Origin of the sequence: Paraburkholderia sp. RL18-085-BIA-A, from assembly GCF_046027075.1 — a bacterium.
Lineage (GTDB): Bacteria > Pseudomonadota > Gammaproteobacteria > Burkholderiales > Burkholderiaceae > Paraburkholderia.
Genome location: NZ_JARESU010000011.1, coordinates 23,474 through 47,520, shown reverse-complemented (window position 1 = coordinate 47,520; position 24,047 = coordinate 23,474). Strand labels below are relative to the sequence as shown.

Sequence of the window (24,047 nt, the reverse complement as noted above, 5' to 3'; positions counted from 1 at the left end):
CTCGATTGAGGACTGAAATGGCAAGCGAAAAACTCAAGGCCGCGATCATCGGCTCCGGCAACATCGGCACCGATCTGATGATGAAGATCCTGCGTCACGGCAAACATCTGGAAGTGGCGGCGATGGTCGGCATCGACGCGGCCTCGGACGGCCTCGCGCGCGCCGCGCGCCTCGGTGTGGCGATCACGCACGAAGGCGTCGAAGGTCTGACGCGTCTGCCGGTGTTCGACGAGATCGACTTCGTATTCGACGCCACCTCGGCGGGCGCGCACGTGAAGAACGACGCGTTCCTGCGCGCGCTCAAGCCTGGCATCCGCCTGATCGACCTGACGCCCGCGGCGATCGGCCCGTACTGCGTGCCGGTCGTCAACCTCGACGACCAGATCGACGCGCTCAACGTGAACATGGTCACGTGCGGCGGCCAGGCGACGATTCCGATGGTCGCGGCCGTGTCGCGCGTGGCGAAGGTGCACTACGCGGAAATCGTCGCGGCGATCAGCAGCAAGTCGGCGGGTCCGGGCACGCGCGCGAACATCGACGAGTTCACCGAGACCACCTCGAAGGCGATTGAAGTGGTGGGCGGCGCGGCGAAGGGCAAGGCGATCATCGTGCTCAATCCGGCCGAGCCGCCGGTAATGATGCGCGACACCGTCTACGTGCTTTCCGAAGCCGCCGATCGCGCGAAGATTGAAGCGTCGATCGAAGCGATGGCCGCCGCCGTGCATGCGTACGTGCCGGGCTACCGTCTCAAGCAGAAGGTGCAGTTCGATGAAATCAGCGCCGCCGCGCCGCTGAACATTCCGGGCCTCGGCAAGTTCAACGGTTTGAAAACCTCGGTGTTCATCGAGGTGGAAGGCGCCGCGCATTATCTGCCTGCCTACGCGGGCAATCTCGACATCATGACTTCGGCCGCGCTCGCCACCGCCGAGCGCATGGCGCAATCGCTCGTGCAGGCATAAGGAGACTTTCGCATGGACAAGAAGCTGTATATCTCCGACGTGACGCTGCGCGACGGCAGCCACGCAATCCGTCATCAGTACTCGATCCAGAACGTGCAGGACATCGCACGCGCACTGGACAGGGCAAAGGTCGACAGCATCGAAGTGGCGCACGGTGACGGGCTGCAAGGTTCGAGCTTCAATTACGGCTTCGGCGCGCATAGCGACCTCGAATGGATCGAGGCGGTGGCCGACGTGGTCAAGCACGCGCAGATCGCGACATTGCTGCTGCCCGGCATCGGCACGATCCACGATCTGAAGGCGGCGTACCAGGCGGGCGCGCGCATCGTTCGCGTCGCGACCCATTGCACCGAGGCGGACATTTCGAAGCAGCACATCGAATATGCGCGCGAACTCGGCATGGACACGGTCGGCTTCCTGATGATGAGTCACATGACCACGCCGGAAAACCTCGCGGTTCAAGCGTTGAAGATGGAAAGCTACGGCGCCACCTGCATCTACGTGGTCGACTCGGGCGGCGCGCTAACGATGAACGACGTGCGCGCACGTTTTCGCGCATTGAAGGCTGTGCTCAAGCCCGAGACGCAGACGGGCATGCACGCGCACCACAATCTGTCGCTGGGCGTGGCGAATTCGATGGTCGCGGTGGAAGAGGGCTGCGACCGCGTCGATGCGAGTCTCGCCGGCATGGGCGCGGGTGCGGGCAATGCGCCGCTCGAAGTGTTCATCGCCGCAGCGGAACGCGCGGGCTGGAATCACGGCACGGATCTGTACACGCTGATGGACGCCGCCGACGACATCGTGCGTCCATTGCAGGACCGTCCGGTGCGCGTCGATCGCGAGACGCTGGCGCTCGGCTATGCCGGCGTGTATTCGAGCTTCCTGCGCCACGCGGAAGTGGCCGCGAAGAAGTACGGCCTCAAGACCGTCGACATCCTGGTCGAGTTGGGCAAGCGCCGCATGGTCGGCGGCCAGGAAGACATGATCGTCGACGTCGCGCTGGACTTGACGCGCGCGTCCGCGAAGGAAGTCGGCGCTTGATGACCTGACCGACGATGCACGGCTGCGCCGCGTGCGCTCCGTGCAGTGTCGATACCCCTCAGCCATATCGCCGCAAGAGCGATGCTGATTCAATATTGGAGACTTTTATGCGGCAATCAACGAATACGTCGGAAAGTGGCGCCTTGACCATCGGGCTGTGCCTCATCGTCGCGTTACTGGAAGGGCTGGACCTGCAATCGACCGGCATCGCCGCGCCGCGCATGGCGCGCGAATTTCATCTGGCGGTGGCGCAGATGGGCTGGGCATTCAGCATCGGCGCGCTAGGGCTGTTGCCCGGCGCGGCGATCGGCGGACGTCTCGCCGACAAGCTGGGACGCAAGCGTGTGCTGATGCTGTCGGTCGCGCTGTTCGGCATCTTTTCGATTGCGACCACGCAAGTGTGGGACCTCAACAGCCTGCTGGCAGCGCGCTTCCTCACGGGGCTCGGCCTCGGCGCGGCGATGCCGAACCTGATCGCGTTGTGCTCGGAGGCTGCGAAGCCTCATCAGCGCAACACGGCGGTGGGCGCGATGTATTGCGGCATGCCGTTCGGTGCGGCGCTGGCGGCGGTCATCGGCATCGTCAGTCCGGGCGATGAAGGCTGGCGGCATATCTTTTATGTCGGCGGTGTCGGTCCGCTTCTGGTGCTGCCGTTGCTCGCGTTGTTCCTGCGCGAGTCGGCGCAGTTCGTGGCGACGCGCTCGTCCGGCAATGCTTCGCGCAAGCCGTCCACCAGCGTGGGGCGCGCGTTGTGGCAAGAGGGGCGCGGCCCGACCACCATCGCGTTGTGGATCAGCTACCTGGGGACGCTGATCGTGCTGTACTTCCTCATCAACTGGCTGCCTTCTCTGGTGTTGAGCCGAGGGCTGACGCGCGTGCAGTCGGGCGTGGTGCAAATGATGTTCAACATCGGCGGCGGCATTGGCGCCATTGCGATTGCCAGCCTGATGGACCGGATCGGCCGGCGTCGCACGGTCGGCGGCATGTATCTGGGTATCGTCGTCGCACTGGCTGCGCTGGTGGGCGCGAGCGGTGGCGCGTCGATGGCGTGGGGCGGCTTGCTGGCGGGGCTGTTTCTGGTCGGCGGGCAGTCGGTGTTGTACGCGCTCGCCAGCAGCCTCTACCCGACGGAAGTGCGCGGCACGGGCGTGGGCGCCGCCGTTGCAGTGGGGCGCGTGGGCTCGATTCTCGGGCCTTTGATCGCGGGACAGTTGCTCGCCATTGGTCAAGGCGCGTCCGTGCTGCTGAGCGCGAGCATTCCATTGATCGCGATCGCGGCCATTGCGGCGTGGCTCGTGGTCAGCAAGTCAGAGTCCCGTTATACCGCGGCGGCCGTGCAGTAGATCCGCCAACCGCCAAACCATGCGGGCTTGTCGACAACGGCGGTCCGCGCTCACTCAATTCGTGAAGGAAAGGGATTCAACATGAGCTCACAAGTACAAGCACAGGCATTCACCGAAACGTCGACCAGCCGATTCGTCCGCATCACGGAAGATGGGCGCGACATGCAGCTCCACTACAACGACGCGGGGCAGGGCGCAGAAACGGTGGTGATGCTGCACGGCTCGGGCCCCGGCGCGACCGGCTGGGCGAATTTCAATCGCAATATCGAGCCGCTCGTCGCGGCGGGCTATCGGGTCATCCTGATGGACTGCTTCGGCTGGGGCAAGAGCGATCCGATCGTGTGCAAGGGCTCGCGCTCCGAACTCAACGCGCGTTCGTTGAAGAGTCTGCTCGACGCGCTCTCGATCGAGCGGGCGCATCTCATCGGCAACTCGATGGGCGGGCATAGCGCGGTGGCGTTCGCGCTGGCCGAACCCAAGCGTGTCGGTAAGCTCGTGCTGATGGGCGGCGGCACCGGCGGCCCCAGCCAGTTCGTGCCGATGCCGACGGAAGGCATCAAGCTGCTGCAAGGGGTCTACAAGGAACCGACGATCGAGAACCTGCAGCGCATGATGAACATCTTCGTGTTCGACGCGAAGGCGCTGACCGAAGATCTGATGAAGGCACGGCTCGACAATATTCTCGCGCGCCGCGATCACCTGGAGAATTTCGTCGCGAGCCTCGCGGCTAACCCGAAGCAGTTCAACGACGTCGGTCCGCGCCTTGGCGAAGTCTCCGCGAAAACGCTGGTGATCTGGGGACGCGACGACCGCTTCGTGCCGATGGACGTGGGCCTGCGCATGGTTGCCGGGATGCAGAACGCGGACATGCATATCTTCAGCCGCTGCGGCCACTGGGCGCAGTGGGAGCACGCTGAGAAGTTCAACCGGATGGTGGTTGAGTTTCTGGCGAACTAAAATAAGTAAGCGGTTTTGATGCGGCGCCCAGCGGGCCTTCGATGCGGCTTGCCGGGCGCCTGCGCGTTAGCATGAGTCGCAACGAGCGGCCCGTTGCGCGGCAGGCGGCATTGGCGTTTTATTCAACCGTCTCGACGCGCTGCCCGAGATCGCGAAGCTGAGCGCGGCGAGCAACCATACGCCGACTCCTCCATACAGCATCACCCAGCCGAATCCCCGCATCAACGCTGCATGCACGATGCTTCCAGTGGGATCGATCCGTGCTAGCGACGGCATTGCAACGCTTATCGCCTCGACATCCCCTGATGCGATTTTCTGCGCCAGCCGGCCGAGCGCCGTCGTATCGAGCGTCGTCGGCAGGCTCTTCTTCAAATCGAACAGAATCCCGCCGACGAGGATCGCCCCCATCAACGCAATGTTGATCGCGAGCGTAATCATGCGAGCGCTCATGTCGATGCCGGACGCCATGCCCGCGCGCTGCGTGGGAACCGCAGCGGTCGTCGTATTGGTGACGGGCGTGTTCGTGAGGCCGAGGCCCGCGCCCGCGATCAAACAACCGGGCAGCATGGTCAAGACGCCGGGATGCGCGGCGCCGCTGCCGAATCTCATCAGCATGAAGCCTAGACCGATCGTGAACAAGCCCGCGGGTATCGCGATTCCCGAACCGTAGCGCAACGCGAGGCGTTCGCCGAGCGGCGGAAACAACAGCGTCGGCAACGTGTAGGCGAGCAGCGCGAGGCCCGCGCTGACGCTGTCGTAGCCGAGGCCGATCTGGAAATAGACCGGCAGATAAATCATGAACGGCCAGAAGCTGAAGTTCATTCCCGCCGAACCCATCAGCGCGCCTGAAAACCGCGGAATCCTGAACACTGAAAAATCGAACATCGGGCGGGCGCTGCGCTTCTCCGCGTAGAGAAAGGCGAAGAATGCGAGCGCCGTCGCCGTGATGATTGAGAGCGAGCGAGGATTCGCGAAGCCGAGCGCCGAGACCTGCGTAATGAAGTACACGAGGCCGAACACAGCCAGCGAAAGCGTGACGATGCCGGCGACGTCGAGCGTATGCGCATGCGGATCGCGCGATTCCAGCACACCGCCGAACACGAGTGTCAACGTGGCGACGGCGAGCAGCGCGTGCACCCAAAACACCCATTGCCAACTCGATACCGCGACGATCGTCCCGCCGATAATCGGCCCAAATCCCAGACCGATGCCGAAAATGATGCCCCATGCGCTGAATGCGCGGGCGCGCTCGGGGCCGTCGCTGAACTGATGCGAGAGCACGGCCACCTGACAGATGAGCATCGCGCCACCGCTCGCGCCTTGCAAGAGCCTCGCGGCGATCAACATTGGCACGCTCTGCGCGAGTCCGCAGATCAGCGACGTGATGCCGAACAGCGCAATGCCGATCACAAAGATCCGGCGGCGGCCAAAGCGGTCCGCCAGCGTGCCGGTCGCCATCAGCACGGTGGTCACCGCGAGCGTGTACGCGTTCATGATCCACTGCATGCCGTTGAAGTCGCCGTGCAGCACGCGTTCGAGCGTGGGCAGGATCACCGGCACGCTGGAGATTTCCAGCCCGAACATCAGCGACGCGAGGCATACAGCGCCCAGCGCCAGAGTGTTTTTGCGGTTTGCGACAGCGCGCGTCGGCTGAGCAGCGGCTTCATTCTTGATGGTTCGCGCGGGGCGCGATTCGCGCGGGGTTCCAGCGCGTTTTCCCGCGGCGGTCGTTACTTCGGGCCGTTCACGTTGCTCGCGCCGCGACGGCGCATCGGGATGACTGGACATGGATGTTCACCTCGGTTGTCGATCGGCTTGCCTTCCTGGAATGGGTAATATAGAGGGAATGTACGTCCCGATTGACACATGAAAATCCCGAGAATGTGTCCGTTTTGGAACCAATTGGCCGAAATATGAGCGACATCCTGGATGGTGTGACGACGTTCGTGCGCGTCGTCGAAACCGGCAGCTTCGCACTGGCGGCCGAACGCATGAACCTCACGCGCTCGGCGGTCGGTAAAGTGATCGTGCGGCTAGAAAAGCGGCTCGGCGTGCGGCTCATCAATCGCACGACGCGCAGCCAGAGTCTCACCGAAGACGGGCAAGCCTATTACGACCGCTGCGTGCGCGCGCTTGCCGAACTGGAAGCCGCGGAAGCCGATCTGGACTCAGGACGGCGCGAGCCCAAAGGGCGTTTGCGGGTCAGCGTGCCGCAAGCGTTCGGTCATCATTGCGTGGCGCCGGTGCTGCTCGGGCTAGCGCGCAAGCATCCGCAATTGAAGATCGACATTTCGATCAGCGACCGCTTCGTGGACGTGGTGGAAGAGGGTTTCGATCTCGTCGTGCGGGTGGGGCCGCTCGCCGACAGTACGAGTCTCGCCGCGCGCAAGCTCGGCGTGCAGCACGCGAGTATCGGCGCGGCGCCCGCGTATCTGAAGCGGCATGGCACGCCGCGCAACGTCGATGAATTGCGCGGACACACGGTGATCGCCTACTTGCGCGCCGGGACCGCGCAGCCTTGGGACGTGGTCGACGCCGACGGGCAGATCCGGCGCGCGCACGTCGAGCCGCAGCTCGGTTTCGACGACATGCAGGGCATTCTCGATGCCGCGCTCGCCGGCTTCGGCCTCGCGTGGTTGCCGAGCTGGCTGCTGGCGCGTTATGCGCAAAGCGGCGAGCTGGTGACGGTGATGGACAATTGTTTCCGGCCTTCGCAGGAGATCCACGTGATGTGGCCGAAGAGCCGTTATCTCGCGTTGAAAACGCGCTGCGCGATCGATGCGCTGGTGGCGGAGATACCCGCGATGATCGAGGCGCCCGATCGGGGCGCCCCTCGTTCACGTGATACTCGTGATACTTAGAATTGCAAAGTAGCGCTGGCCACCGCGGTGCGCGTCGGCGACGGCGACACGTAATAGCCCCACGCGGTGGTCCAGTAGCGGCGGTTGAACAGGTTGTTGATCCCCGCGCGGTACGTGACGTCCTTGCCCGCGATCTTTGTTTCGTACCGGCCGCTCAGGTCGAACGTGGCATAGGCCGGCACGAACTGCGTGTTGCTCGCGTTGACTGCCTGGTCGCTCACGTACTTGCCGCCGAACGCCAGCGTCAACGGACGCAGATACGCCGGGTTGTATTCGATACGGCCCGTCACGGTAAAGCGCGGCGCGCCGTAAATGCGCTTGCCTTCGACGCTCGGATCGTCGATGTCGACGGCCTTCGTGTCGAGCCACATCACGCCGCCCATCACCCGCCATTCGCTGGTCAGCGCGAGCCAGCCGCTCGCATCGACGCCGGTGAAGCGCTTCGTGCCGTCCTGCACGAAGATGTTCGCGGAGTTCGTGTAGTAGTAGCCTTGGTCGACGCGGAACAGCGCAAGGTTGGCGCCCCACCTGGCGTGGTCGGACTTGAAGCCCAGTTCGTACTGCTTGCTGCGAAGCGGGCCGTAGGTCGCCGGATAGTTGAGGTTGGTGTTCGATGCCGAGCCGCCCTGTTCCAGTGACTCGACGTAGCTTGCGTACAAGGTGGAATATGGATCGGTCTTGAACATCAGCGCGAAGGTCGGCGTGACCGGGTCCGCGCTGTATTGCGACGTCACCGCGCCGCTCGGGGCGTACACATGCTCGCGGAATTGCGTGTAACGCACGCCGACGAGCGCCGACAAGCGCGACGTGAACTGCACCGTGTCGCTCGCATACGCGGCGGCCTGCGTGGTGCGCTGCTCGCGGTAGAGGTTCGAGCCGATACTGACTTCGTCGTTGGTCAACAGCGTGGTGTTGTACAGATTGCCGTAGCCGAGGAAGTAGCCGTCGTTCCAACCTACGCTGTTGCTGTACTCGCTGGTCTGCGTCTGGTAGCCCACGCCGAGCACCACATCGTGCTTGATGCTGCCGGTGTTGAATTTGCCCTGCACCATCGCGTCGAGGTTCTGGTAGAAGTAACGCGTCATCGCCGCATAGAGCGTGTTCGAGTAGTTGCCCGCGTCGTCGAACACATACAGGAAGCTGTCCGAGTTGGTGCGGTTCTCCTTGGCGAAACGGTACTTCAGGCTCGCGTGCCAGTTTTCGTTCAGACGGTAATCGAGACCCGCGCCGAACGAGGCCATCTCGGTCTGATAGTAGTTCTGCGGTTGCGTCAGCTCGCCGCTGACCTTGCTCGCGTCGGGAATGCCGCCCGCGAACATCAGGCCGAATAGCGTGCCTTCGGTTTTGCGCTTCTGGTAGAACGCGTCGGCGCTCAGCACGAGATCCGGCGTAATGCGGAAGTCGAACGCGAGTGACGCGACCTGGCGGCTCACGTGCCCGTTTTCCTCGGCGGTGTTGCCGTATTCGTTGGCGAGATTCAGGCGATAGCCGAAACGGTTGTCGTTGCCGAAGCGGCCACCCAGGTCGACCGCCTGGCTGAACACGCTGGCCGACTTGTAGCCGAGCGTGAAGCTGCGGTACGGATCGTCAGTGGGGCGCTTCAACACATAATTGACGATGCCGCCGGGCGAGCCGAAGCCGTACATGAAACCGGACAGGCCCTTGAGCAATTCAACCTGCTCGAACGGTTCGAGCGACAGGTCGGTGTCCCACAACGGGAAGGTTTGGCCGTCTACCTTGATGCTGTTCAGCGTGTCGATCGGCATGCCGCGCACGTTGAACATCGAGTTCTCGCTGACTGAGTTTTCGCTGCTGACCGTCACGGCCGGATCGTATTTGAACAGATCGTTGGCGGTCGTCGCGAACAGATCCTGCGCTTCCTCGCTCGTCACCACATGCGTCGAAAACGGCGTATCCACCTGCTTGCGCGAACCCAGCGCGCCGGCGCTGATGGCATCGGCCTGCGCCACGGTCGTGTCTTTCGACGCCGACACGCTCACGGCCGGCAGCGTGGCGGCGGCGTCGCTGGCCGTGGCCTGCGCCCACCCCGGCGATGACAATGTGGAAAGCGACAAACCCACACTGACGAAAAGCCCCGCGCTCAGCAGCGAAGGAATGCGGCGTGGAGCGGGAGCAAACGCCGGACGGCCGGCGACAAAGGATTTCTGCATGTTTGTTTGAGTTAGGCAGGGTGGCGCCGCTGCGCGCCAAGGCTGGGCATAGCGGCATCGGTTCGAGCGAGTGGTTGTTAAACAGATGGTCCAAACTTCGACTGCGCACGAATAGTAATGCATATGATTCGCATTTACAAATATTCCGATGCGGTAAGTCATCTATAAGACATCTGTCTTAAGACAGCTATGATTAGCGTGAAAGCCTTATCTGGCGGGGCTCGACCCTCTTGAGTGCGGTTCCCGGACCTGTTTGTTTAGCAGCGAATCGAGCAAAACACGCATATACTCACGGTCGGGCCGTAAAAAGTAGTGCCGTAGGTTGCGCTGCGTTTTTGCTGCTTCGTCGCAATTTCGCTGGCTCAGCGCTACCAACGCTCTGTCTATCACTTCATTTAGCAAAGCATCGAACATGTCCACACCGCCGAAGATCATCTACACCCTGACCGACGAAGCGCCTGCTCTAGCGACTTACTCGCTGCTGCCGATCGTCAAGGCGTTCACGCGCTCGTCCGACGTGATCGTTGAAACGCGCGATATCTCGCTCGCCGGCCGGATCATTGCTGCATTCCCGGACTACCTGAGCGCGGAACAGAAGGGCTCCGACGACCTGGCGGAACTCGGTGGACTCACCACGCGTCCGGAAGCGAACATCGTCAAGCTGCCGAACATCAGCGCTTCCGTGCCGCAGTTGAAGGCCGCGATCACGGAATTGCGCGACCAGGGCTACAAGCTGCCGGCCTACCCGGACGTCGCGACCACCGACGCAGAAAAAGACGTCAAGGCCCGCTACGACAAGATCAAGGGCAGTGCGGTCAATCCGGTGCTGCGCGAAGGCAATTCGGACCGCCGCGCGCCGCTGTCCGTGAAAAACTACGCACGCAAGCACCCGCACAAGATGGGCGCGTGGAGCGCGGACTCGAAGTCGCACGTCTCGCACATGAGCGGCGGCGATTTCTACGGTAGCGAGAAGTCGGCGCTGATCGCGGCAGCCGGCAACCTGAAGATCGAACTGACGGCCGCCGACGGCACGAAGACGGTCCTGAAGGAAAAGACGGCCGTGCAGGCAGGCGAGATCGTCGACGCGTCGGTGCTGAGCAAGAACGCGCTGCGCAGCTTCATCGACGCGGAAATCGCCGATGCGAAGAGCAAGGGCGTGCTGTTCTCGGTGCACCTGAAGGCCACGATGATGAAGGTGTCGGATCCGATCATCTTCGGTCACGTGGTGTCGGTGTTCTACAAAGACGTGCTGAGCAAGCACGCCGAAGCGCTGGCGAAGGTCGGCTTCAACCCGAACAACGGCATCGGCGACCTGTACGCGCGCCTGAAGGACCTGCCGGCCGAAACGGTCGCGGCGATCGAAGCCGACATCAAGGCGCAATACGAGCAGCGCCCGCAACTGGCAATGGTCAATTCGGACAAGGGCATCACCAGCCTGCACGTGCCGAGCGACGTGATCGTCGACGCGTCGATGCCGGCGATGATTCGCGAGTCGGGCAAGATGTGGGGCGCGGACGGCGCGCTGCACGACGCCAAGGCCGTGATTCCGGACCGCTGCTACGCGGATGTCTATCAGGCGGTGATCGAAGACTGCAAGAAGCACGGTGCGTTCGACCCGGTCACGATGGGCACGGTGCCTAACGTCGGCCTGATGGCGCAAGCCGCCGAAGAATACGGCTCACACGACAAGACGTTCCAGATCCCGGCAAACGGCGTGGTCCGCGTGACCGACGCAGCCGGCACGGTGCTGATCGAACAGCCGGTGGAAGCGGGCGATATCTGGCGCATGTGCCAGACCAAGGACGCGCCGGTGCAGGACTGGGTCAAGCTGGCGGTCAACCGCGCCCGCGCCAGCAACACGCCGGCCGTTTTCTGGCTGGATGCGGCTCGTGCACACGACGCGCAGATCATCAAGAAGGTCGAGCAGTACCTGAGGGACCACGACACCAGCGGTCTGGACATTCGCATCATGACGCCGGTCGAAGCGACGAAGTTCTCGGTCGAGCGTATCCGCGCCGGCAAGGACACCATCTCGGTCACCGGCAACGTGCTGCGCGACTACCTGACCGACCTGTTCCCGATCATGGAACTGGGCACTAGCGCGAAGATGCTGTCGATCGTCCCGCTGATGGCAGGTGGCGGCATGTTCGAAACGGGCGCCGGCGGTTCGGCACCGAAGCACGTTCAGCAACTGGTCGAAGAAGGTTTCCTGCGTTGGGACTCGCTGGGTGAATTCCTGGCGCTGGCCGCGTCGCTCGAACATCTGAGCAATGCGTACCACAACCCGAAGGCGCAGGTTCTGGCCAAGACGCTGGACCAGGCCACCGGCAAGTTCCTCGACAACGACAAATCGCCGGCGCGCAAGGTTGGTGGTATCGACAACCGCGGCAGCCACTTCTACCTCGCGATGTACTGGGCGGAAGCATTGGCCGCGCAAACCGAAGACGCAGCGCTGCAGGCGCAGTTCGCCGGCGTCGCGAAGGCGATGGCCGACAACGAAGCGAAGATCGTCGAAGAACTGGGTGCGGCGCAGGGCAAGCCGGTGAACATTGGCGGCTACTATCGTCCGAATGTCGAACTGACGAGCCAGGCAATGCGCCCGAGCGCGACGCTGAACAAGATCGTGGACTCGGTTGCTTAAGTCGGAGTTGCTTGAAGTACCCGCGTATGCAGCAAAGTACGCACTAAATAAGCAGTAAGCACGACGATGGCGCTCAAGAGCGCCATCGTCGTTTCTACTTCCACGTGGCCAGCGGTCATGCCCGCCATCACACGTGAACGATTTCCCAATCGGCCAGTTTCTCTGGAATTTCGAGCGTGGACGTGTCGTCGCTTTCGGACAGATGCGGGCAGGTCAAGCCGCGCGCGAGGTCGTCGGCCGCCTGTTGCGGGGTGGAAAATTCACCGAGCGTATCGTTGCCGTAGGTTGCCTCCCAGCCATCCTGGCCCGGCAGAATATAGAACGCTCCCTGGGTCGAACTAAAGCGAAAGCCTTTCATTTTTTATCTCCCAATTGCCAATTAAAAACCGCGGTGCCTGAGTGGCTTCGTGCGTCGATTTGACTACTGGGCAGACTGCATCTTTTCTGACCCATCCAGCTCGACCGCCTGAAGCCGCTGCTCTTGTAAAAGAGTCTACGTCAGTGAATGGCGCCGCAAGTGGCAAGGAAACACTTCGGCATGACAAAAAATATCGTTTAAAAATAAAGACTTGAGCGATTAATTTTGCGATGTGCAACGGGGGGCGGCATTGCGAAATGCCGCATTTGTGCCACGCACCACAAATTTTTACGAAGCAACGCCTCGTTTCGTATCGTGAAATTTGGGGCGGCGAGATACATTGCGCGTCGGCCGGGGGCAAAGCGGCTCGCGGGTGTGTTATTCCGCTTCAGGAAAGCAGCCGGCGGAGGAACGCGAGCACCACGCGATTGAATTGCGCCGGCCTTTGCAGCGGGGCGAAATGGCTCACGCCAGGCAGCACGATCAGCTCCGCGCCGGGAATGTTGCGGGCGAGGTGGTCGGCGTGTTCAGGCTTGATGAACTCGTCGTGCTCGCTTTGCACGATCGCAACCGGCACGCGGATCTGAGCCAACTGCTGCGCCGTGTAGTTGGGCTGCGTTCTCATCATTTCGCTGACGGCGCCGACAAACGCGTCGAAGTCGTCCGGCGTCGCCGACAATTGCGCGTAGTCCTTGGCATGCCGGCCGAAGCACCGGTCGATCACCGGCGTCGGCACAAACGGCTTCGTGCCGCTGGGGTTCATATTGCAGGCGAAGAAGAACACGCCCGCGACGCGCTCGGGCGCGATGCTGGCGAGTATCAACGCGACGCAGGCGCCGTCGCTCCAGCCGACCATCGCCGCCTTGTCCAGATGCAAGGTGTCCATCACGGCCAGTACATCGGATGCCATCAGCTCATACCGGTAGGGCCGCGCGTCACGCGTGCTGCGGCCGTGGCCCCGGCTGTCGATGACCACCACGCGATGACCGGCCTCCACCAGCGCCGGAATCTGATAACCCCAGTTGCCGCTATGCCCCAGGCCGCCATGCAGCAGGATCACGGGCGCCCCGGCGCCGTATGCCGCGTACCAGATTCGCGCGCCGTCGTGCTCTACGTGGCCGCTTTCGTTCGACGAGGGAAGCGGGGCCGCGCCATGGGCTTCGAAATGTTCGAGGTGGTCGTCGTGTCGGACCATCGAGGGTGCCATCGCTATCCCCGTTGCGTGTGGATTTATGAAGTTGCCACTGTGGCGGCGAAAATCGATCGGTCCACGAGTTTTTGCGCATGCTACAGCGGCGGGTTATTCGCTGAGTTGAAGAGGCGGCCGCACGGACGCGTCGTCATTCAACGCGCCCGCCGTTTCACACCCACCCCAGCCATCGCCACCACGTCGCCGCGAACAGCAGAAGCAGCAGATACCCGAAAATCGTCAGCACGATGCCGACGCGCGCGAACTGGCGCGCGGTGAACGTGTCCGTGGCGAGGCACACCATGTTTTGCGGCGCGTTGATCGGCAGCACGAAGCCGAAGCTGACCACGTAGCCCAGCAGCATCGTCATGCCGAGCCGGCTGAACTCGCCCTGCATGGACTGCAGCACGGCGATCAGAATCGGCAGCATCGCGGAAGTCAACGCGGTGGCGCTCGCGAACCCCAGATGAATGACGATCAGGAAAGCCGACAGAATCGCGAACGCGGTGAACGCGCTCGCCTGATCGAGGCCGGTGTGATGCGCGACCAGGTCGCCGAGCCACTGGCCGGCGGTCGTCGTGAGCAGGGCCGTGCCGAGACTGATGCCGACCCCGAAGACGATCACCGTGCCCCACGGAATGCGGCTCTGCACCGTTTTCCAGTCCATCACGCCGACGCGCGGCAGCATCAGGATCACGAGGCCCACGTAAGTGACGGAGGTGGTGTCGAACGGATGCAGCTTGCCTTCGGTCGCCCAGAAGAACAGTAGCCCGATCGCGACGCCGAGCAGGCGCTTTTGCGGACCGGTCATCGGACCGAGTTCGCGCAGCGAGTTCGCGACCGCTTCCTTGCCGCCGGCGATGCTGTCGGTCTCGGGCGGCAGCATCTTCAGCACGATGACGAGCAGCGCGGCCGACATGATGATCGCCCACGGCGCGCCGGCGATCAGCCAGTCGAGCCACGTCACTCGCGCGCCGAGCATCTTGTCCATGAAGCCGACCGTCAGCAGATTCTGCGCGGCGGCCGTCAGGATGCCGACGTTCCAGATGCTGGTGCCCTGGGCGACCACGATCATGATGCCGGCCGCGATATTCGAGCGCTTGCCGACGTCGAACGCCGAGATCACGCCGATCATGATCGGCACGACGCAGGCGCTGCGCGCGGTGGCGCTCGGCACCACCAGCGACAGAACGATCGTCACCGCGATCGAACCGATCAGGATGCGCCGCGTGGTGGTGCCGATCAACGACAGCGTGACGAGCGCGATGCGCTTGTCGAGGCCGGTGATCGTCATCGCGGCGGAGATGAAGAGGGCGCCGGTCACGAGCGCGAGCGCCGAGTTCGAAAAGCCGGCGAGTCCCATGCTGATGCCGGCCGACGTGCCGTACAGCACGCTCGGGTCCTTGATGGTCGGCGCGGTGCCGATCAGAAACGCAATCAGCGAAGTGATGATGATCGCGCTGGCCTCGTACGAGACGGCTTCGGTCAACCAGACGACCACGGCGAACGCGAGAATGGCGAGCATGCGGTGCCCGGCTGGCGGCAGCGTGGCGGGCAGCGGCAGCAGCAGAACGACGATCATCGCGACGACGCTCGCGATCAGACCGATCGGCACGCCGCGTTGAGTTGGGGCGGGACCTGCGCCGGGTTGAGCTGCGGGTTTCGATGCGCTCATGCTTGTCGCTCCTCAGGTGGCGTGCTGCTTGCCTTGATCCTTCGTTTTCAAGCGGTGGCGTTGCAGATTCAGATGCCGGGTGTCGTGGGTGACCTGGATCTGAAAATCGAAATGACGGCGGCGGCGATCCCCGCGCGCCCCGCTGATTGAATCACCGAACCCGTATAGGGGTCAATCGCCTCTGGCGTCCTTGCGCGGCGCGCATGGCCTCTGCGAACCCGTTACGCATGATGTCGTTCGTCGGGCCTCATCGGTGAAACACAGTTGCCGTGCAATCCAAACAATCGACGGGCCGCCGTGCAGCCCCGCACGCGCAAGCTTCCAGCGCATTGCGGACTGCCCGGTCCGAAGTATTCGGAAGCGCGGCCCGTTTTTTTACCCGGGGTGCGCCTATAGATTGTCATCCAGCGCAGGACAACGCATTGAGCGTTTGGTGGCAATCATTCACGGATCACTTTCGAGAGAACATCATGAGCAAGCTGTTTACCCCGGTCAAAGTCGGGCCTTATGAATTCGCGCACCGCGTCGTGCTCGCACCGTTGACGCGGATGCGCGCCGAAGAAGACGCGCGGCCCGGCCGTCTGATGGCCGAGTACTACGCGCAGCGCACCTCGGCCGGCGCATTGCTGATCGGCGAAGCGACCATTGCCGCCGCCGACGGCAACGGCTATCTCGGCGCTCCCGGCCTCTACGACGACAGTCAGATCGCCGGCTGGCGCGAAGTCACCGACGCAGTGCATGCGAAGGGCGGCAGGATCTTCCTGCAGCTCTATCACGCGGGGCGTCAGTCGAATGCCGAGTTGCAGCCCGATGGACGTCAACCGGTGGGACCGTCCGAAGTGCCGCATGGTGGCGTCGCTTATACGCGGGCCGGCTGGATTCCGAACACGCCGAACCGCGCGCTCGCGATTGACGAGATCGCCGTACTGGTCGAGAGCTTCCGGACGGCGGCCGAACGAGGTATGAAGGCGGGCTTCGACGGCGTCGAGTTGCATGGCGCGAACGGCTATCTGTTCGATCAGTTTCTTCAGGACGGCAGCAACAAGCGCACGGATGCGTATGGCGGCTCGTTCGAAAATCGCGCCCGCCTGTTGATGGAAGCGACCCGTGCGGTGATTTCGGTGTGGGGCAGTAATCGGGTCGCCGTGCGCCTCGGGCCGAGCGGATCGTGGGGCGATATGTCGGATAGCGACCCGGTCGGCCTGTTCACCTATGTCGCGGCGCAACTCGCGAAACTCGATCTCGCTTATCTGCATCTGATCGAGCCGCGTATCGCGGGCAACATCGAAGATGAAAGCCGCGATCCGAACCCAGTCGCGGCGCGGACGATCCGCAAACAGTATCCTGGGACGATCATCGCGGCAGGCGGTTTCAAGGGCGAGTCGGCGCAAGCGATTCTGGCCGATGGCGATGCGGACCTCGTCGCCTTCGGCCGCGACTTCATCGCGAACCCGGATCTGCCGGAACGCCTGCAGCGCAACTTGCCGCTTAACGCGTATGACCGGCCGACGTTCTTCGGCGGCACGGAAGACGGTTACACCGACTATCCGTTTTATGAGGAAGAAACGGTGGATGCGTAAGCGTCGGGATGATTGAAGCGATGAGTCGGAATGGCCAGCGTGTTCGGCTCGATGTCGGGCGCGCCAGCTTTTTAGTGCGGAGGGCAAAGCGAGGGGCGAGACGCGAAGCCCTTCACTTCAATCGCGTGCTGCAGCGCCCTCGCGCACCGCCGCGGCGGAATCCGGAAACAGATGCTGGCTCAGATAATCGACAAAGACCCGCGCTTTCGGCGAGATTTGCCGCCCGGACGGCCACAGCGCCCGAAACACGCTGGGACTATCCAGATACGGTTGCAGCACGGCAACCAGCGAGCCTTGCTCCAGCTGTGCGCGCACCGTGAAGTCGGGTGCGCAGGCCAGCCCCAGACCCTGTTCGGCAAGCAACGTCAACGGTTCGACGGCAGTGGCGATGGCCACGGTCGGCAACTCGATATCCAGCGTCTCGCCGTCGCGAGTCAATGGCCAGCGGCGTAATTTTCCGGTAGTCGGAAAACGATGTTGGAGACACGCGTGCTCGCGCAGTTGCTCGGGCTCCGTAGGCATGCCGCGTCGCGCGAAATACGCTGGAGAGCCGACGATCGTCTGCCGGAACTTGCCCATCGCGCGCGTGACGAGTGTCGAGTCGACGGCATCGCCGGTACGCGTCACCACGTCGAAGCCTTCTTCGATCACGTCCACCATCCGGTCGGAGAAATCGATGTCGAGCGTGATGTCCGGGTACGTCCTCATGAATGCGCCGATCACGGGCATCATCAGCGTGCTGACCATCGGCATGCTGACCCGCAGGCGTCCGCGCGGCTCGGCATTGGCGAGCGCCAGTTCGGTTTCGGCGGCCTCGATCTCGCAGATGATGCGCTGGCATCGCGTCAGAAACGTTGCGCCCTCGGGTGTCAAGGCGATGCTGCGCGTGCTGCGATGAAAGAGGCGCACGCCGAGCCGTCCTTCGAGCCGTGAGATCGCCTTGCCGACCGCCGACGACGAGATCCCCAACTGGCGTCCCGCTTCGGTGAAGCTGCGCGTTTCGGCGGCGCGCACAAATATGCTGAGCGAACCGAAGCGGTCCATCGCACCGGTGGACGCGCCGGTTTCGGCGGCGAGCGCCGTCGATCCCGGCGTGGCGATTGCGGAACGGCCAGGGTGATTGGGCTGCGTCATCGGAAGCTCCTGGTCGGGGCCGCTGCTGAATCGTCGGGAACAGTCCCGGCTCGCAAGCGGAGCAGCGCGGCTTCGCGCGGATCAGTGCAAGAACGGCTTGCCGCACATGATCGACACGACCAGCGAGCAACGGGCAACGGGCAGCTCAAGCAAGCTGACCACCGCGAGCGCCAGAATCAGCCGTCCGCTCGACTCAACTCATGCGCGCGCCGCAGCCTTTCGCGGCTGTTGCTCAGATGCATCCGCATGGCGGCGCGCGCATCATCGGGGTCCTGCCGTTCTATCGCGCGATAAATCATCTGGTGCTCGCCGAGCACGTTGCGCAGGTGCTCGATATGGTCGAGTTCCGCGATCTCTGCGGACCCGAGCCTCGTGCGTGGGCTCACCGCGCGGCCGAGCTGGCTGAGCACGTCGAAGAAGTAGCGGTTGCCGCTGGCGCGCGCGATCTGCAGATGAAACTCGATGTCGTGCGCCAGCGTATCGGTGCTGCCGCGTTCGAGTTCCGACTCGAAGCGCTCCAGCGCGGCGCGAATCTGCTTGAGGTTTTGCTCGGTGCGCCGCGCTGCGGCGAGCGCGGCCGCAGCCGCTTCGACGTCGATACGGAATTCGATGATCGCCATCACGTCCAGCATGCTGGACAGGTCGGCGGCGGCCAGTTGCACCGGCTTTTCGGCGGCGGGCGCCAGCACGAATGTGCCGATGCCGTGGCGCGTCTCGACCACGTTGGCCGCCTGCAGGCGCGAAATCGCCTCGCGAACCACGGAGCGGCTCACCGACAGCTGCTTCATCATCGCGACTTCGGTGGGAATGCGGTCGCCGGGGCGCAGGGCGCCACGGCGAATTTCATCGGAAAGGGTGGCCACCACCTTCTCAGTTAGGCTGGACATTTTTGTGGCTAGTTGACTAATCGGCTGGATGCGGACGCTTGAGCGCGCGGGCGACGGCGGCGGGGCGATGCCGTGACCTGGGATTTTCCGCAAAGTATCGCACAGGACTTTACTCGTTTACAGGGTTGTCGACGGCGCTTGCGGTTTGCTCGGCTTCGCGAGGGAACGACCGCCACGCTTCGTGTCGTAGGCAGGGGCGCTGGCGGATGCCGGGGCGGTTGTTCCGGTGCGCAGTGTAGGAAAAAAGCAAGTCATCTGACGTCCTAGTTCAACACCTATTTAGCCTTGTCGATCAGCTGTGAATTCGATAATTCCCATAGTTATAAGAGGCTTTGCAGGGTAAACTCCTGATTGGAATTGATGCTGGAGCCGCGATAAAGTGTTATCAGACAACATATAACACGATTGCGTCGATGGAGTACGCAGCCCCGCCGCCCCGCGTTGTGTTCGACCAGACCGCCCGCGTGACCGACACCGGAGACAACCTTGACATCTGCTCTCACCCCCGCAATCAACCCGCTGGGTTCCGCGGTATCGAAGGTCAAGCGGCACGTACTGCCGCTTTTCCTGATCATGTTTATCGCGAACTACATCGACCGCGTGAACATCGGCTTCGTCAACTCGCACATGCATGCGGACCTGGGCATCGGCGCCGCGGCTTATGGGTTCGGCAGCGGTCTGTTCTTCATCGGCTACGCGCTGTTCGAAGTGCCGTCGAACGTGCTGATGCAGAAGTACGGCGCGCGCGCATGGCTCACCCGCATCATGGGCACGTGGGGGCTGGTCGCGGCGGCCATGGCGTTCGTCTGGAACGACACCTCGTTCTACGCGCTGCGCTTCCTGCTGGGCGTGGCCGAAGCCGGCTTCTTCCCCGGCGTGGTCTACTACTTCACGCAATGGCTGCCGCAGAAAGAACGCGGCAAGGCCGTCGCGGTTTTTCTCTCCGGCTCGGCGCTCGCGTCCGTGCTGTCCGGTCCGATCACCGGCACGCTGCTGTCCATTCGCGGCTTCGGGTTGCAAGGCTGGCAGTGGATGTTCCTGATCGAAGGCGGTTTTTCGATCGTGCTGTGCGGCGTCAGCTGGATGCTGCTGAAGTCGCACATTCGCGACGCGTCGTGGCTCACCGCTGAAGAGCAGACCGTGCTCGCGCGGTCGATCGCCGCGGAGCAGGCCGAGCGCGAAGCGCACGGCGGCGCGCATCTGCCGACGCTGAAGCTGCTGAAGGACCCGCAGATCGTGCTGTTCTGCCTGCTGTACTTCGCGATCCAGTTGACCATTTACGCGGCCACGTTCTGGCTGCCGACGATCATCCGCAAGATGGGCGGCCTGTCCGACTTCGAAGTCGGCATGCTCAACGCCATTCCGTGGTTGATCGCGATGGTCGCGATGTACTGCTTCGCGCTGCTGTCGGCGAAATGGCGCTTCCAGCAGGCATGGCTCGCGGTGGCGCTCGTCATCGCGGCGTGCGGGCTGTTCGCGTCGACCTCGGGCAATCCGGTCACGTCATTCGTGGCGATCTGCTTTTCCGCGATCGGCTTCAAGGCGGCTTCGTCGCTGTTCTGGCCGATTCCGCAGGGCTACCTCGATGCCCGTGTGGCCGCCGGCGTGATCGCGCTGATCAACTCGCTGGGCAACCTCGGCGGATTCTTCGCGCCGGCCGCCTTCGGTTATCTGCAGCAGCACACCGGTTCGATTACCGGCGGCCTGTATGGCCTGGGCGTTGCCTCGCTGATCGCGGCGGCGGCGGGTTTCCTCACGCGCAGTCGGCGCGGCGATCGCGACGTGCTGCCGGACCCGTTGCACAGCAAAGCACATTGACTACACTGACGCTCACTACGGTCAATCGAGCGCCACGCGTTTTCTGATTTCCATCCGGTATCGGTGTCGAACCCACGCAGCGGTCGCGATGATGTCCACCTGCCGGCTTACTCACTCAACAGAGCTTATTCTCATGTCCACGAAACCCTCTGAATCGAACGCCACGCCGGTCGTCACCGAACTGCGCGTCGTGCCGGTCGCCGGCCGCGACAGCATGTTGATGAATCTGAGCGGCGCACATGGTCCGTTCTTCACGCGCAACATCGTCATTCTGCGCGACAGCGCGGGCCACACCGGCGTCGGCGAAGTGCCGGGCGGCGAGAATATCCGCAAGACGATCGACGACGCGCGTCCGTTCGTCGTCGGTCAGTCGATCGGTAATTTGCAAGCCATCCTGAACAAGGCGCGCACGCAGTTCGCAGACCGCGACGCGGGCGGGCGCGGCTTGCAGACGTTCGATCTGCGCACCACGATCCACGCGGTGACCGCGCTCGAAGCCGCGCTGCTCGATCTGCTCGGCCAGCACCTGGGCGTGCCGGTCGCGGCCTTGCTCGGCGAGGGCCAGCAACGCGACGAAGTGGAAATGCTCGGCTACCTGTTCTACATCGGCGATCGCAACAAGACCGACCTGCCGTACGCGAGCGGCGCCGATGGACGCGACGACTGGGAGCGCGTGCGCACTGAAGAAGCAATGACGCCTGAAGCCGTCGTGCGGCTGGCCGAGGCCGCACAGGCGCGCTACGGCTTCAACGACTTCAAGCTCAAGGGCGGCGTGCTGTCCGGCGACGCCGAAATCGAAGCGGTCACGGCGCTGGCCGAACGCTTCCCCCACGCGCGCGTGACGCTCGACCCGAACGGCGCGTGGTCGCTCGCCGAAGCGGTGCGCCTGTGCCGCGACCAGCACGACGTGCTCGCTTACGCGGAAGATCCGTGCGGCGCGGAGAACGGTTATTCGGGCCGCGAGGTGATGGCCGAATTCCGCCGCGCGACCGGCCTGCCGACGGCGACCAACATGATCGCCACCGACTGGCGTCAGATGGGTCACGCGGTCCAGTTGCAGTCGGTGGATATTCCGCTGGCCGATCCGCATTTCTGGACCATGCAGGGCTCGGTCCGCGTCGCGCAGATGTGCAACGACTGGGGGTTGACGTGGGGCTCGCATTCGAACAACCACTTCGACATTTCGCTGGCGATGTTCACGCACGTGGCGGCCGCCGCGCCCGGCAAGATCACGGCGATCGACACGCACTGGATCTGGCAGGACGGTCAGCGCTTGACGCGCGAGCCGTTGCAGATCGTCGGCGGCAAGGTGAAGGTACCGCAGGCGCCGGGGCTCGGTGTCGAACTGGACATGGACGAGATCGAGAACGCGCACGCGCTGTATCGGCAGCATGGCCTGGGCGCGCGCGACGACGGCGTCGCGATGCAATACCTGATTCCGCACTGGAAGTTCGATAACAAGCGGCCGTGTCTGGTGCGTTAGAGCCTGGGTGAGTCGCGCATGCGCGCCCGCATGTTGCGGGCGTCGTTCTGGCCAGATGATCGCGCGGCGCGCCACGAGCGGGGCCGCGCGCTCTGCGTTGTGCGAACGCCGTCACGCAGGTTCAGCACTCACCACGCCAACCGGGATTGCGCGCAGAGGCGATCCCAACCCGGCATCAGCTCCGCCGGAACACCACGTGCGAGATCCGCGGCACCAGCAGCGCCGCCGCCAGCGAAGCAACCGCCGTCAGCCACACACCGATATGAATCGATTGCACCAGCGCATCGCGCGCCGTGTCGATCAACGCGAGCGTATCGAGCCCTGACGATTTCATATCCGCGATCAGCTTCAGCCGCGACGCCTCATCAATGAGAATGCGCAGATCGACGAAGCGCGGCCGCCATTGCGACGCGGCCGGTTCACCGAGCACGCTCATGGTGCGCGTGACGACGTTGCGGTAGTGATGCGACACCACGGTCGTGACAATGCTCGTGCCGAGCATTCCGCCCACCATTCGCGTGGACTGCAGCAGTGCGGTTGTGATGCCGAAGCGCTCACGCCCGGCAATCTCCTGCGCGAACACATTCAGATTGTTGAGGATGAAACCGAGCCCGATACCGACCGCCGCCATCGGCAATTCGATTCGCAGCTGCGCCGTGCCCGGATTCGCGAACGCCAGCGCGATCGACGCGAACATCAGCAGCGTGAAGCCGATCGACAGAATCTGCGTGGGCTTCCTCATGTGAATCACGATGCGCGTGTTCAGCAGGCTGCCGAGCGCGATGCACGCGGCGATCGGCGTCGCGATCAGACCGGCCTGTTGCGGCGACAGTCCGAAGCCACCTTGCAGCAACAGCGGCGCGAAGAAGATCAGCGAAAACATCACGAAGCCGGACAGCATGCCGAGCGTGAACAGAGTGACGAGTTGCGCGTCCTTGAACAGGTCGAGCGGAATGATCGGATGCGTGGCGCGCTTCTCGCACACGAACAATGCGATCGCGCCGGCGACCACGCAGACCGCCAAAACGAGGTTGCCGGTGGTCAGCCCGTTTTTCGGCACCGCTTCGATGAAGGTCTGCAAACCGGCGAGCACCGCCGCGACCAGCGCCGCGCCGAGCCAGTCGATCTTGACCTCGCCTTCCTGCGCTCGCCGGAAGCTCGGCAGATGCGCCCAGATGAAATAGAGCGCGGCGGCGCCGACCGGCAAGTTGATCAGGAAGGTCGAGCGCCAGCCCCAGTGTTCGCTCATCCAGCCGCCCAGCGACGGCCCGGCCGCGGTACCGATGCCGTACGCGGCGGCCAGCACCACTTGCCAGCGCACGCGGGTGCGAGCATCGGGAAACAGATCCGGTATCGATGCGAACGCGGTGCCGACCATCATCCCGCCGCCGACGCCTTGCAAGCCGCGCGCGATCACGAGGAACAGCATGTCGTTGGCGACGCCGCACAGCACCGAGGCCACCGTGAACGTGATCACCGCGGCGATCACGAAACGCTTGCGGCCGAAGTAGTCGCCGAGCCGCCCGAACACCGGGACGGTCACCACCGACGCCAGCAGGTACGCGCTGGCGATCCACGCGAAGTATTCGAAGCCGTGCAGTTCGGCGACGATCGACGGCAGCGCGGTGCTGACGACTGTCTGGTCGAGCGCGACCAGCATGTTGACGAGGCCGATGCCGAGCATCGCGAAGAGGGCGTTTCGGAAGGGCAGTGCAGTGGCAGTCGGGTTCACGGAGCTGGCAAAGGGCTGTTCAGGGTGGACGCCGCGCGGCGGATCGCGGGCCAGGGTCTCGACGGCTACGTCCGCAAGTTGTCTGACCTCTTGCGGCGATTATACGGGTTTGCCCTAGGCTAAAACTATCTTCTCCCCGTTTGTAGGCGAAAAACGGACAAAAAAATGCCGTGCCAAGGGGTACGGCATGCTGCGGGCGATGCGACATACGATCTCTG

General features: G+C 63.5%; 18 protein-coding genes. 10 read left to right on the top strand and 8 right to left on the bottom strand.

From position 1 onward, the window contains the following. The first annotated feature begins 17 nt into the window (after positions 1-17). The 4 genes from P0D89_RS10375 (at position 18) to P0D89_RS10360 (ending at position 4,300) form a co-directional block, all read left to right on the top strand. On the top strand, positions 18-959 hold the full coding sequence (locus tag P0D89_RS10375; protein WP_408356389.1) for an acetaldehyde dehydrogenase (acetylating): 942 nt from the start codon (positions 18-20) through the stop codon (positions 957-959). A 12-nt stretch (positions 960-971) separates the two neighbouring features. After that, complete coding sequence (dmpG, locus tag P0D89_RS10370) at positions 972-2,000, top strand: 4-hydroxy-2-oxovalerate aldolase (protein WP_408356391.1); 1,029 nt, start codon at positions 972-974, stop codon at positions 1,998-2,000. Between the two features lie 107 nt (positions 2,001-2,107). After that, positions 2,108-3,343 carry a 3-(3-hydroxy-phenyl)propionate transporter MhpT gene (gene mhpT, locus P0D89_RS10365; protein WP_408356393.1) on the top strand — a complete coding sequence of 412 codons (1,236 nt, stop codon included), beginning with the start codon at positions 2,108-2,110 and terminating at the stop codon, positions 3,341-3,343. 81 nt (positions 3,344-3,424) lie between these two features. Continuing rightward, positions 3,425-4,300 (top strand): alpha/beta fold hydrolase, encoded by an 876-nt coding sequence (locus tag P0D89_RS10360; protein ID WP_408356395.1) that lies wholly within the window; start codon positions 3,425-3,427, stop codon positions 4,298-4,300. A 66-nt stretch (positions 4,301-4,366) separates the two neighbouring features. On the opposite strand, the gene P0D89_RS10355 is transcribed toward P0D89_RS10360, so the two are convergent. Beyond that, entirely contained in the window at positions 4,367-5,884 is a 1,518-nt protein-coding gene (locus P0D89_RS10355; protein WP_408356489.1) for an MFS transporter, read from the bottom strand. Positions 5,885-6,213: 329 nt separating this feature from the next. On the opposite strand from P0D89_RS10355, the gene P0D89_RS10350 reads away from it, so the two are divergent. Then, positions 6,214-7,161, top strand: coding sequence for a LysR family transcriptional regulator (locus P0D89_RS10350; RefSeq protein ID WP_408356397.1), 948 nt, complete (start codon positions 6,214-6,216; stop codon positions 7,159-7,161). Here P0D89_RS10350 and P0D89_RS10345 read toward each other — a convergent pair. After that, the gene (locus P0D89_RS10345) at positions 7,158-9,332 is read right to left on the bottom strand and encodes a TonB-dependent siderophore receptor (protein WP_408376510.1); all 2,175 of its coding nucleotides are present in this window, start codon (positions 9,330-9,332) and stop codon (positions 7,158-7,160) included. The two genes, P0D89_RS10350 and P0D89_RS10345, sit on opposite strands and share 4 nt — an antisense overlap. Before the next feature lie 412 nt (positions 9,333-9,744). On the opposite strand from P0D89_RS10345, the gene P0D89_RS10340 reads away from it, so the two are divergent. Then, positions 9,745-11,973 carry an NADP-dependent isocitrate dehydrogenase gene (locus P0D89_RS10340; RefSeq protein WP_408356401.1) on the top strand — a complete coding sequence of 743 codons (2,229 nt, stop codon included), beginning with the start codon at positions 9,745-9,747 and terminating at the stop codon, positions 11,971-11,973. A 127-nt stretch (positions 11,974-12,100) separates the two neighbouring features. Here the strand turns inward: P0D89_RS10340 and P0D89_RS10335 are convergent, their stop codons facing one another. The 3 genes from P0D89_RS10335 to P0D89_RS10325 form a co-directional block, all read right to left on the bottom strand. Then, entirely contained in the window at positions 12,101-12,331 is a 231-nt protein-coding gene (locus P0D89_RS10335) for a hypothetical protein (protein WP_042326353.1), read from the bottom strand. A 388-nt stretch (positions 12,332-12,719) separates the two neighbouring features. Beyond that, a complete protein-coding gene (locus P0D89_RS10330; protein WP_408376509.1) occupies positions 12,720-13,526 on the bottom strand; it encodes an alpha/beta fold hydrolase in 807 nt (268 codons plus the stop codon). 166 nt (positions 13,527-13,692) lie between these two features. After that, positions 13,693-15,195, bottom strand: coding sequence for a DASS family sodium-coupled anion symporter (locus P0D89_RS10325; protein ID WP_408356405.1), 1,503 nt, complete (start codon positions 15,193-15,195; stop codon positions 13,693-13,695). Positions 15,196-15,216: 21 nt separating this feature from the next. Between P0D89_RS10325 and P0D89_RS10320 the strand changes: the two genes are divergently transcribed. Both P0D89_RS10320 and P0D89_RS10315 read left to right on the top strand, forming a co-directional pair. Next, positions 15,217-15,345 carry a hypothetical protein gene (locus P0D89_RS10320; RefSeq protein ID WP_408356407.1) on the top strand — a complete coding sequence of 43 codons (129 nt, stop codon included), beginning with the start codon at positions 15,217-15,219 and terminating at the stop codon, positions 15,343-15,345. Between the two features lie 320 nt (positions 15,346-15,665). Then, a complete protein-coding gene (locus P0D89_RS10315; protein WP_408356409.1) occupies positions 15,666-16,775 on the top strand; it encodes an alkene reductase in 1,110 nt (369 codons plus the stop codon). A gap of 117 nt (positions 16,776-16,892) precedes the next feature. On the opposite strand, the gene P0D89_RS10310 is transcribed toward P0D89_RS10315, so the two are convergent. Together P0D89_RS10310 and P0D89_RS10305 are read right to left on the bottom strand one after the other, a co-directional pair. Then, the gene (locus P0D89_RS10310) at positions 16,893-17,909 is read right to left on the bottom strand and encodes a LysR family transcriptional regulator (protein ID WP_408356411.1); all 1,017 of its coding nucleotides are present in this window, start codon (positions 17,907-17,909) and stop codon (positions 16,893-16,895) included. A 176-nt stretch (positions 17,910-18,085) separates the two neighbouring features. Beyond that, positions 18,086-18,796 carry a FadR/GntR family transcriptional regulator gene (locus tag P0D89_RS10305; protein ID WP_408356413.1) on the bottom strand — a complete coding sequence of 237 codons (711 nt, stop codon included), beginning with the start codon at positions 18,794-18,796 and terminating at the stop codon, positions 18,086-18,088. A gap of 486 nt (positions 18,797-19,282) precedes the next feature. Here P0D89_RS10305 and P0D89_RS10300 point away from each other — a divergent pair, with 486 nt between their 5' ends. Both P0D89_RS10300 and gudD read left to right on the top strand, forming a co-directional pair. After that, positions 19,283-20,614: an MFS transporter gene (locus P0D89_RS10300; RefSeq protein ID WP_408356415.1), complete on the top strand. Its 1,332-nt coding sequence runs from the start codon at positions 19,283-19,285 to the stop codon at positions 20,612-20,614. A gap of 133 nt (positions 20,615-20,747) precedes the next feature. Beyond that, entirely contained in the window at positions 20,748-22,097 is a 1,350-nt protein-coding gene (gene gudD / locus P0D89_RS10295) for a glucarate dehydratase (protein ID WP_408356417.1), read from the top strand. A 175-nt stretch (positions 22,098-22,272) separates the two neighbouring features. On the opposite strand, the gene P0D89_RS10290 is transcribed toward gudD, so the two are convergent. Further along, complete coding sequence (locus tag P0D89_RS10290) at positions 22,273-23,781, bottom strand: MFS transporter (protein WP_408356491.1); 1,509 nt, start codon at positions 23,779-23,781, stop codon at positions 22,273-22,275. Between the last annotated feature and the right edge of the window lie 266 nt (positions 23,782-24,047).

Bases quoted from the DNA above. Each gene is read 5' to 3' on its own strand.
- P0D89_RS10375 (WP_408356389.1), top strand. From the start codon at position 18: ATGGCAAGCGAAAAACTCAAGGCCGCGATCATCGGCTCCGGCAACATC.
- dmpG (WP_408356391.1), top strand. From the start codon at position 972: ATGGACAAGAAGCTGTATATCTCCGACGTGACGCTGCGCGACGGCAGC.
- mhpT (WP_408356393.1), top strand. From the start codon at position 2,108: ATGCGGCAATCAACGAATACGTCGGAAAGTGGCGCCTTGACCATCGGG.
- P0D89_RS10360 (WP_408356395.1), top strand. From the start codon at position 3,425: ATGAGCTCACAAGTACAAGCACAGGCATTCACCGAAACGTCGACCAGC.
- P0D89_RS10355 (WP_408356489.1), bottom strand. From the start codon at position 5,884: ATGTTCGGGCTGGAAATCTCCAGCGTGCCGGTGATCCTGCCCACGCTC.
- P0D89_RS10350 (WP_408356397.1), top strand. From the start codon at position 6,214: ATGAGCGACATCCTGGATGGTGTGACGACGTTCGTGCGCGTCGTCGAA.
- P0D89_RS10345 (WP_408376510.1), bottom strand. From the start codon at position 9,332: ATGCAGAAATCCTTTGTCGCCGGCCGTCCGGCGTTTGCTCCCGCTCCA.
- P0D89_RS10340 (WP_408356401.1), top strand. From the start codon at position 9,745: ATGTCCACACCGCCGAAGATCATCTACACCCTGACCGACGAAGCGCCT.
- P0D89_RS10335 (WP_042326353.1), bottom strand. From the start codon at position 12,331: ATGAAAGGCTTTCGCTTTAGTTCGACCCAGGGAGCGTTCTATATTCTG.
- P0D89_RS10330 (WP_408376509.1), bottom strand. From the start codon at position 13,526: ATGGTCCGACACGACGACCACCTCGAACATTTCGAAGCCCATGGCGCG.
- P0D89_RS10325 (WP_408356405.1), bottom strand. From the start codon at position 15,195: ATGAGCGCATCGAAACCCGCAGCTCAACCCGGCGCAGGTCCCGCCCCA.
- P0D89_RS10315 (WP_408356409.1), top strand. From the start codon at position 15,666: ATGAGCAAGCTGTTTACCCCGGTCAAAGTCGGGCCTTATGAATTCGCG.
- P0D89_RS10310 (WP_408356411.1), bottom strand. From the start codon at position 17,909: ATGACGCAGCCCAATCACCCTGGCCGTTCCGCAATCGCCACGCCGGGA.
- P0D89_RS10305 (WP_408356413.1), bottom strand. From the start codon at position 18,796: ATGTCCAGCCTAACTGAGAAGGTGGTGGCCACCCTTTCCGATGAAATT.
- gudD (WP_408356417.1), top strand. From the start codon at position 20,748: ATGTCCACGAAACCCTCTGAATCGAACGCCACGCCGGTCGTCACCGAA.
- P0D89_RS10290 (WP_408356491.1), bottom strand. From the start codon at position 23,781: ATGCTCGGCATCGGCCTCGTCAACATGCTGGTCGCGCTCGACCAGACA.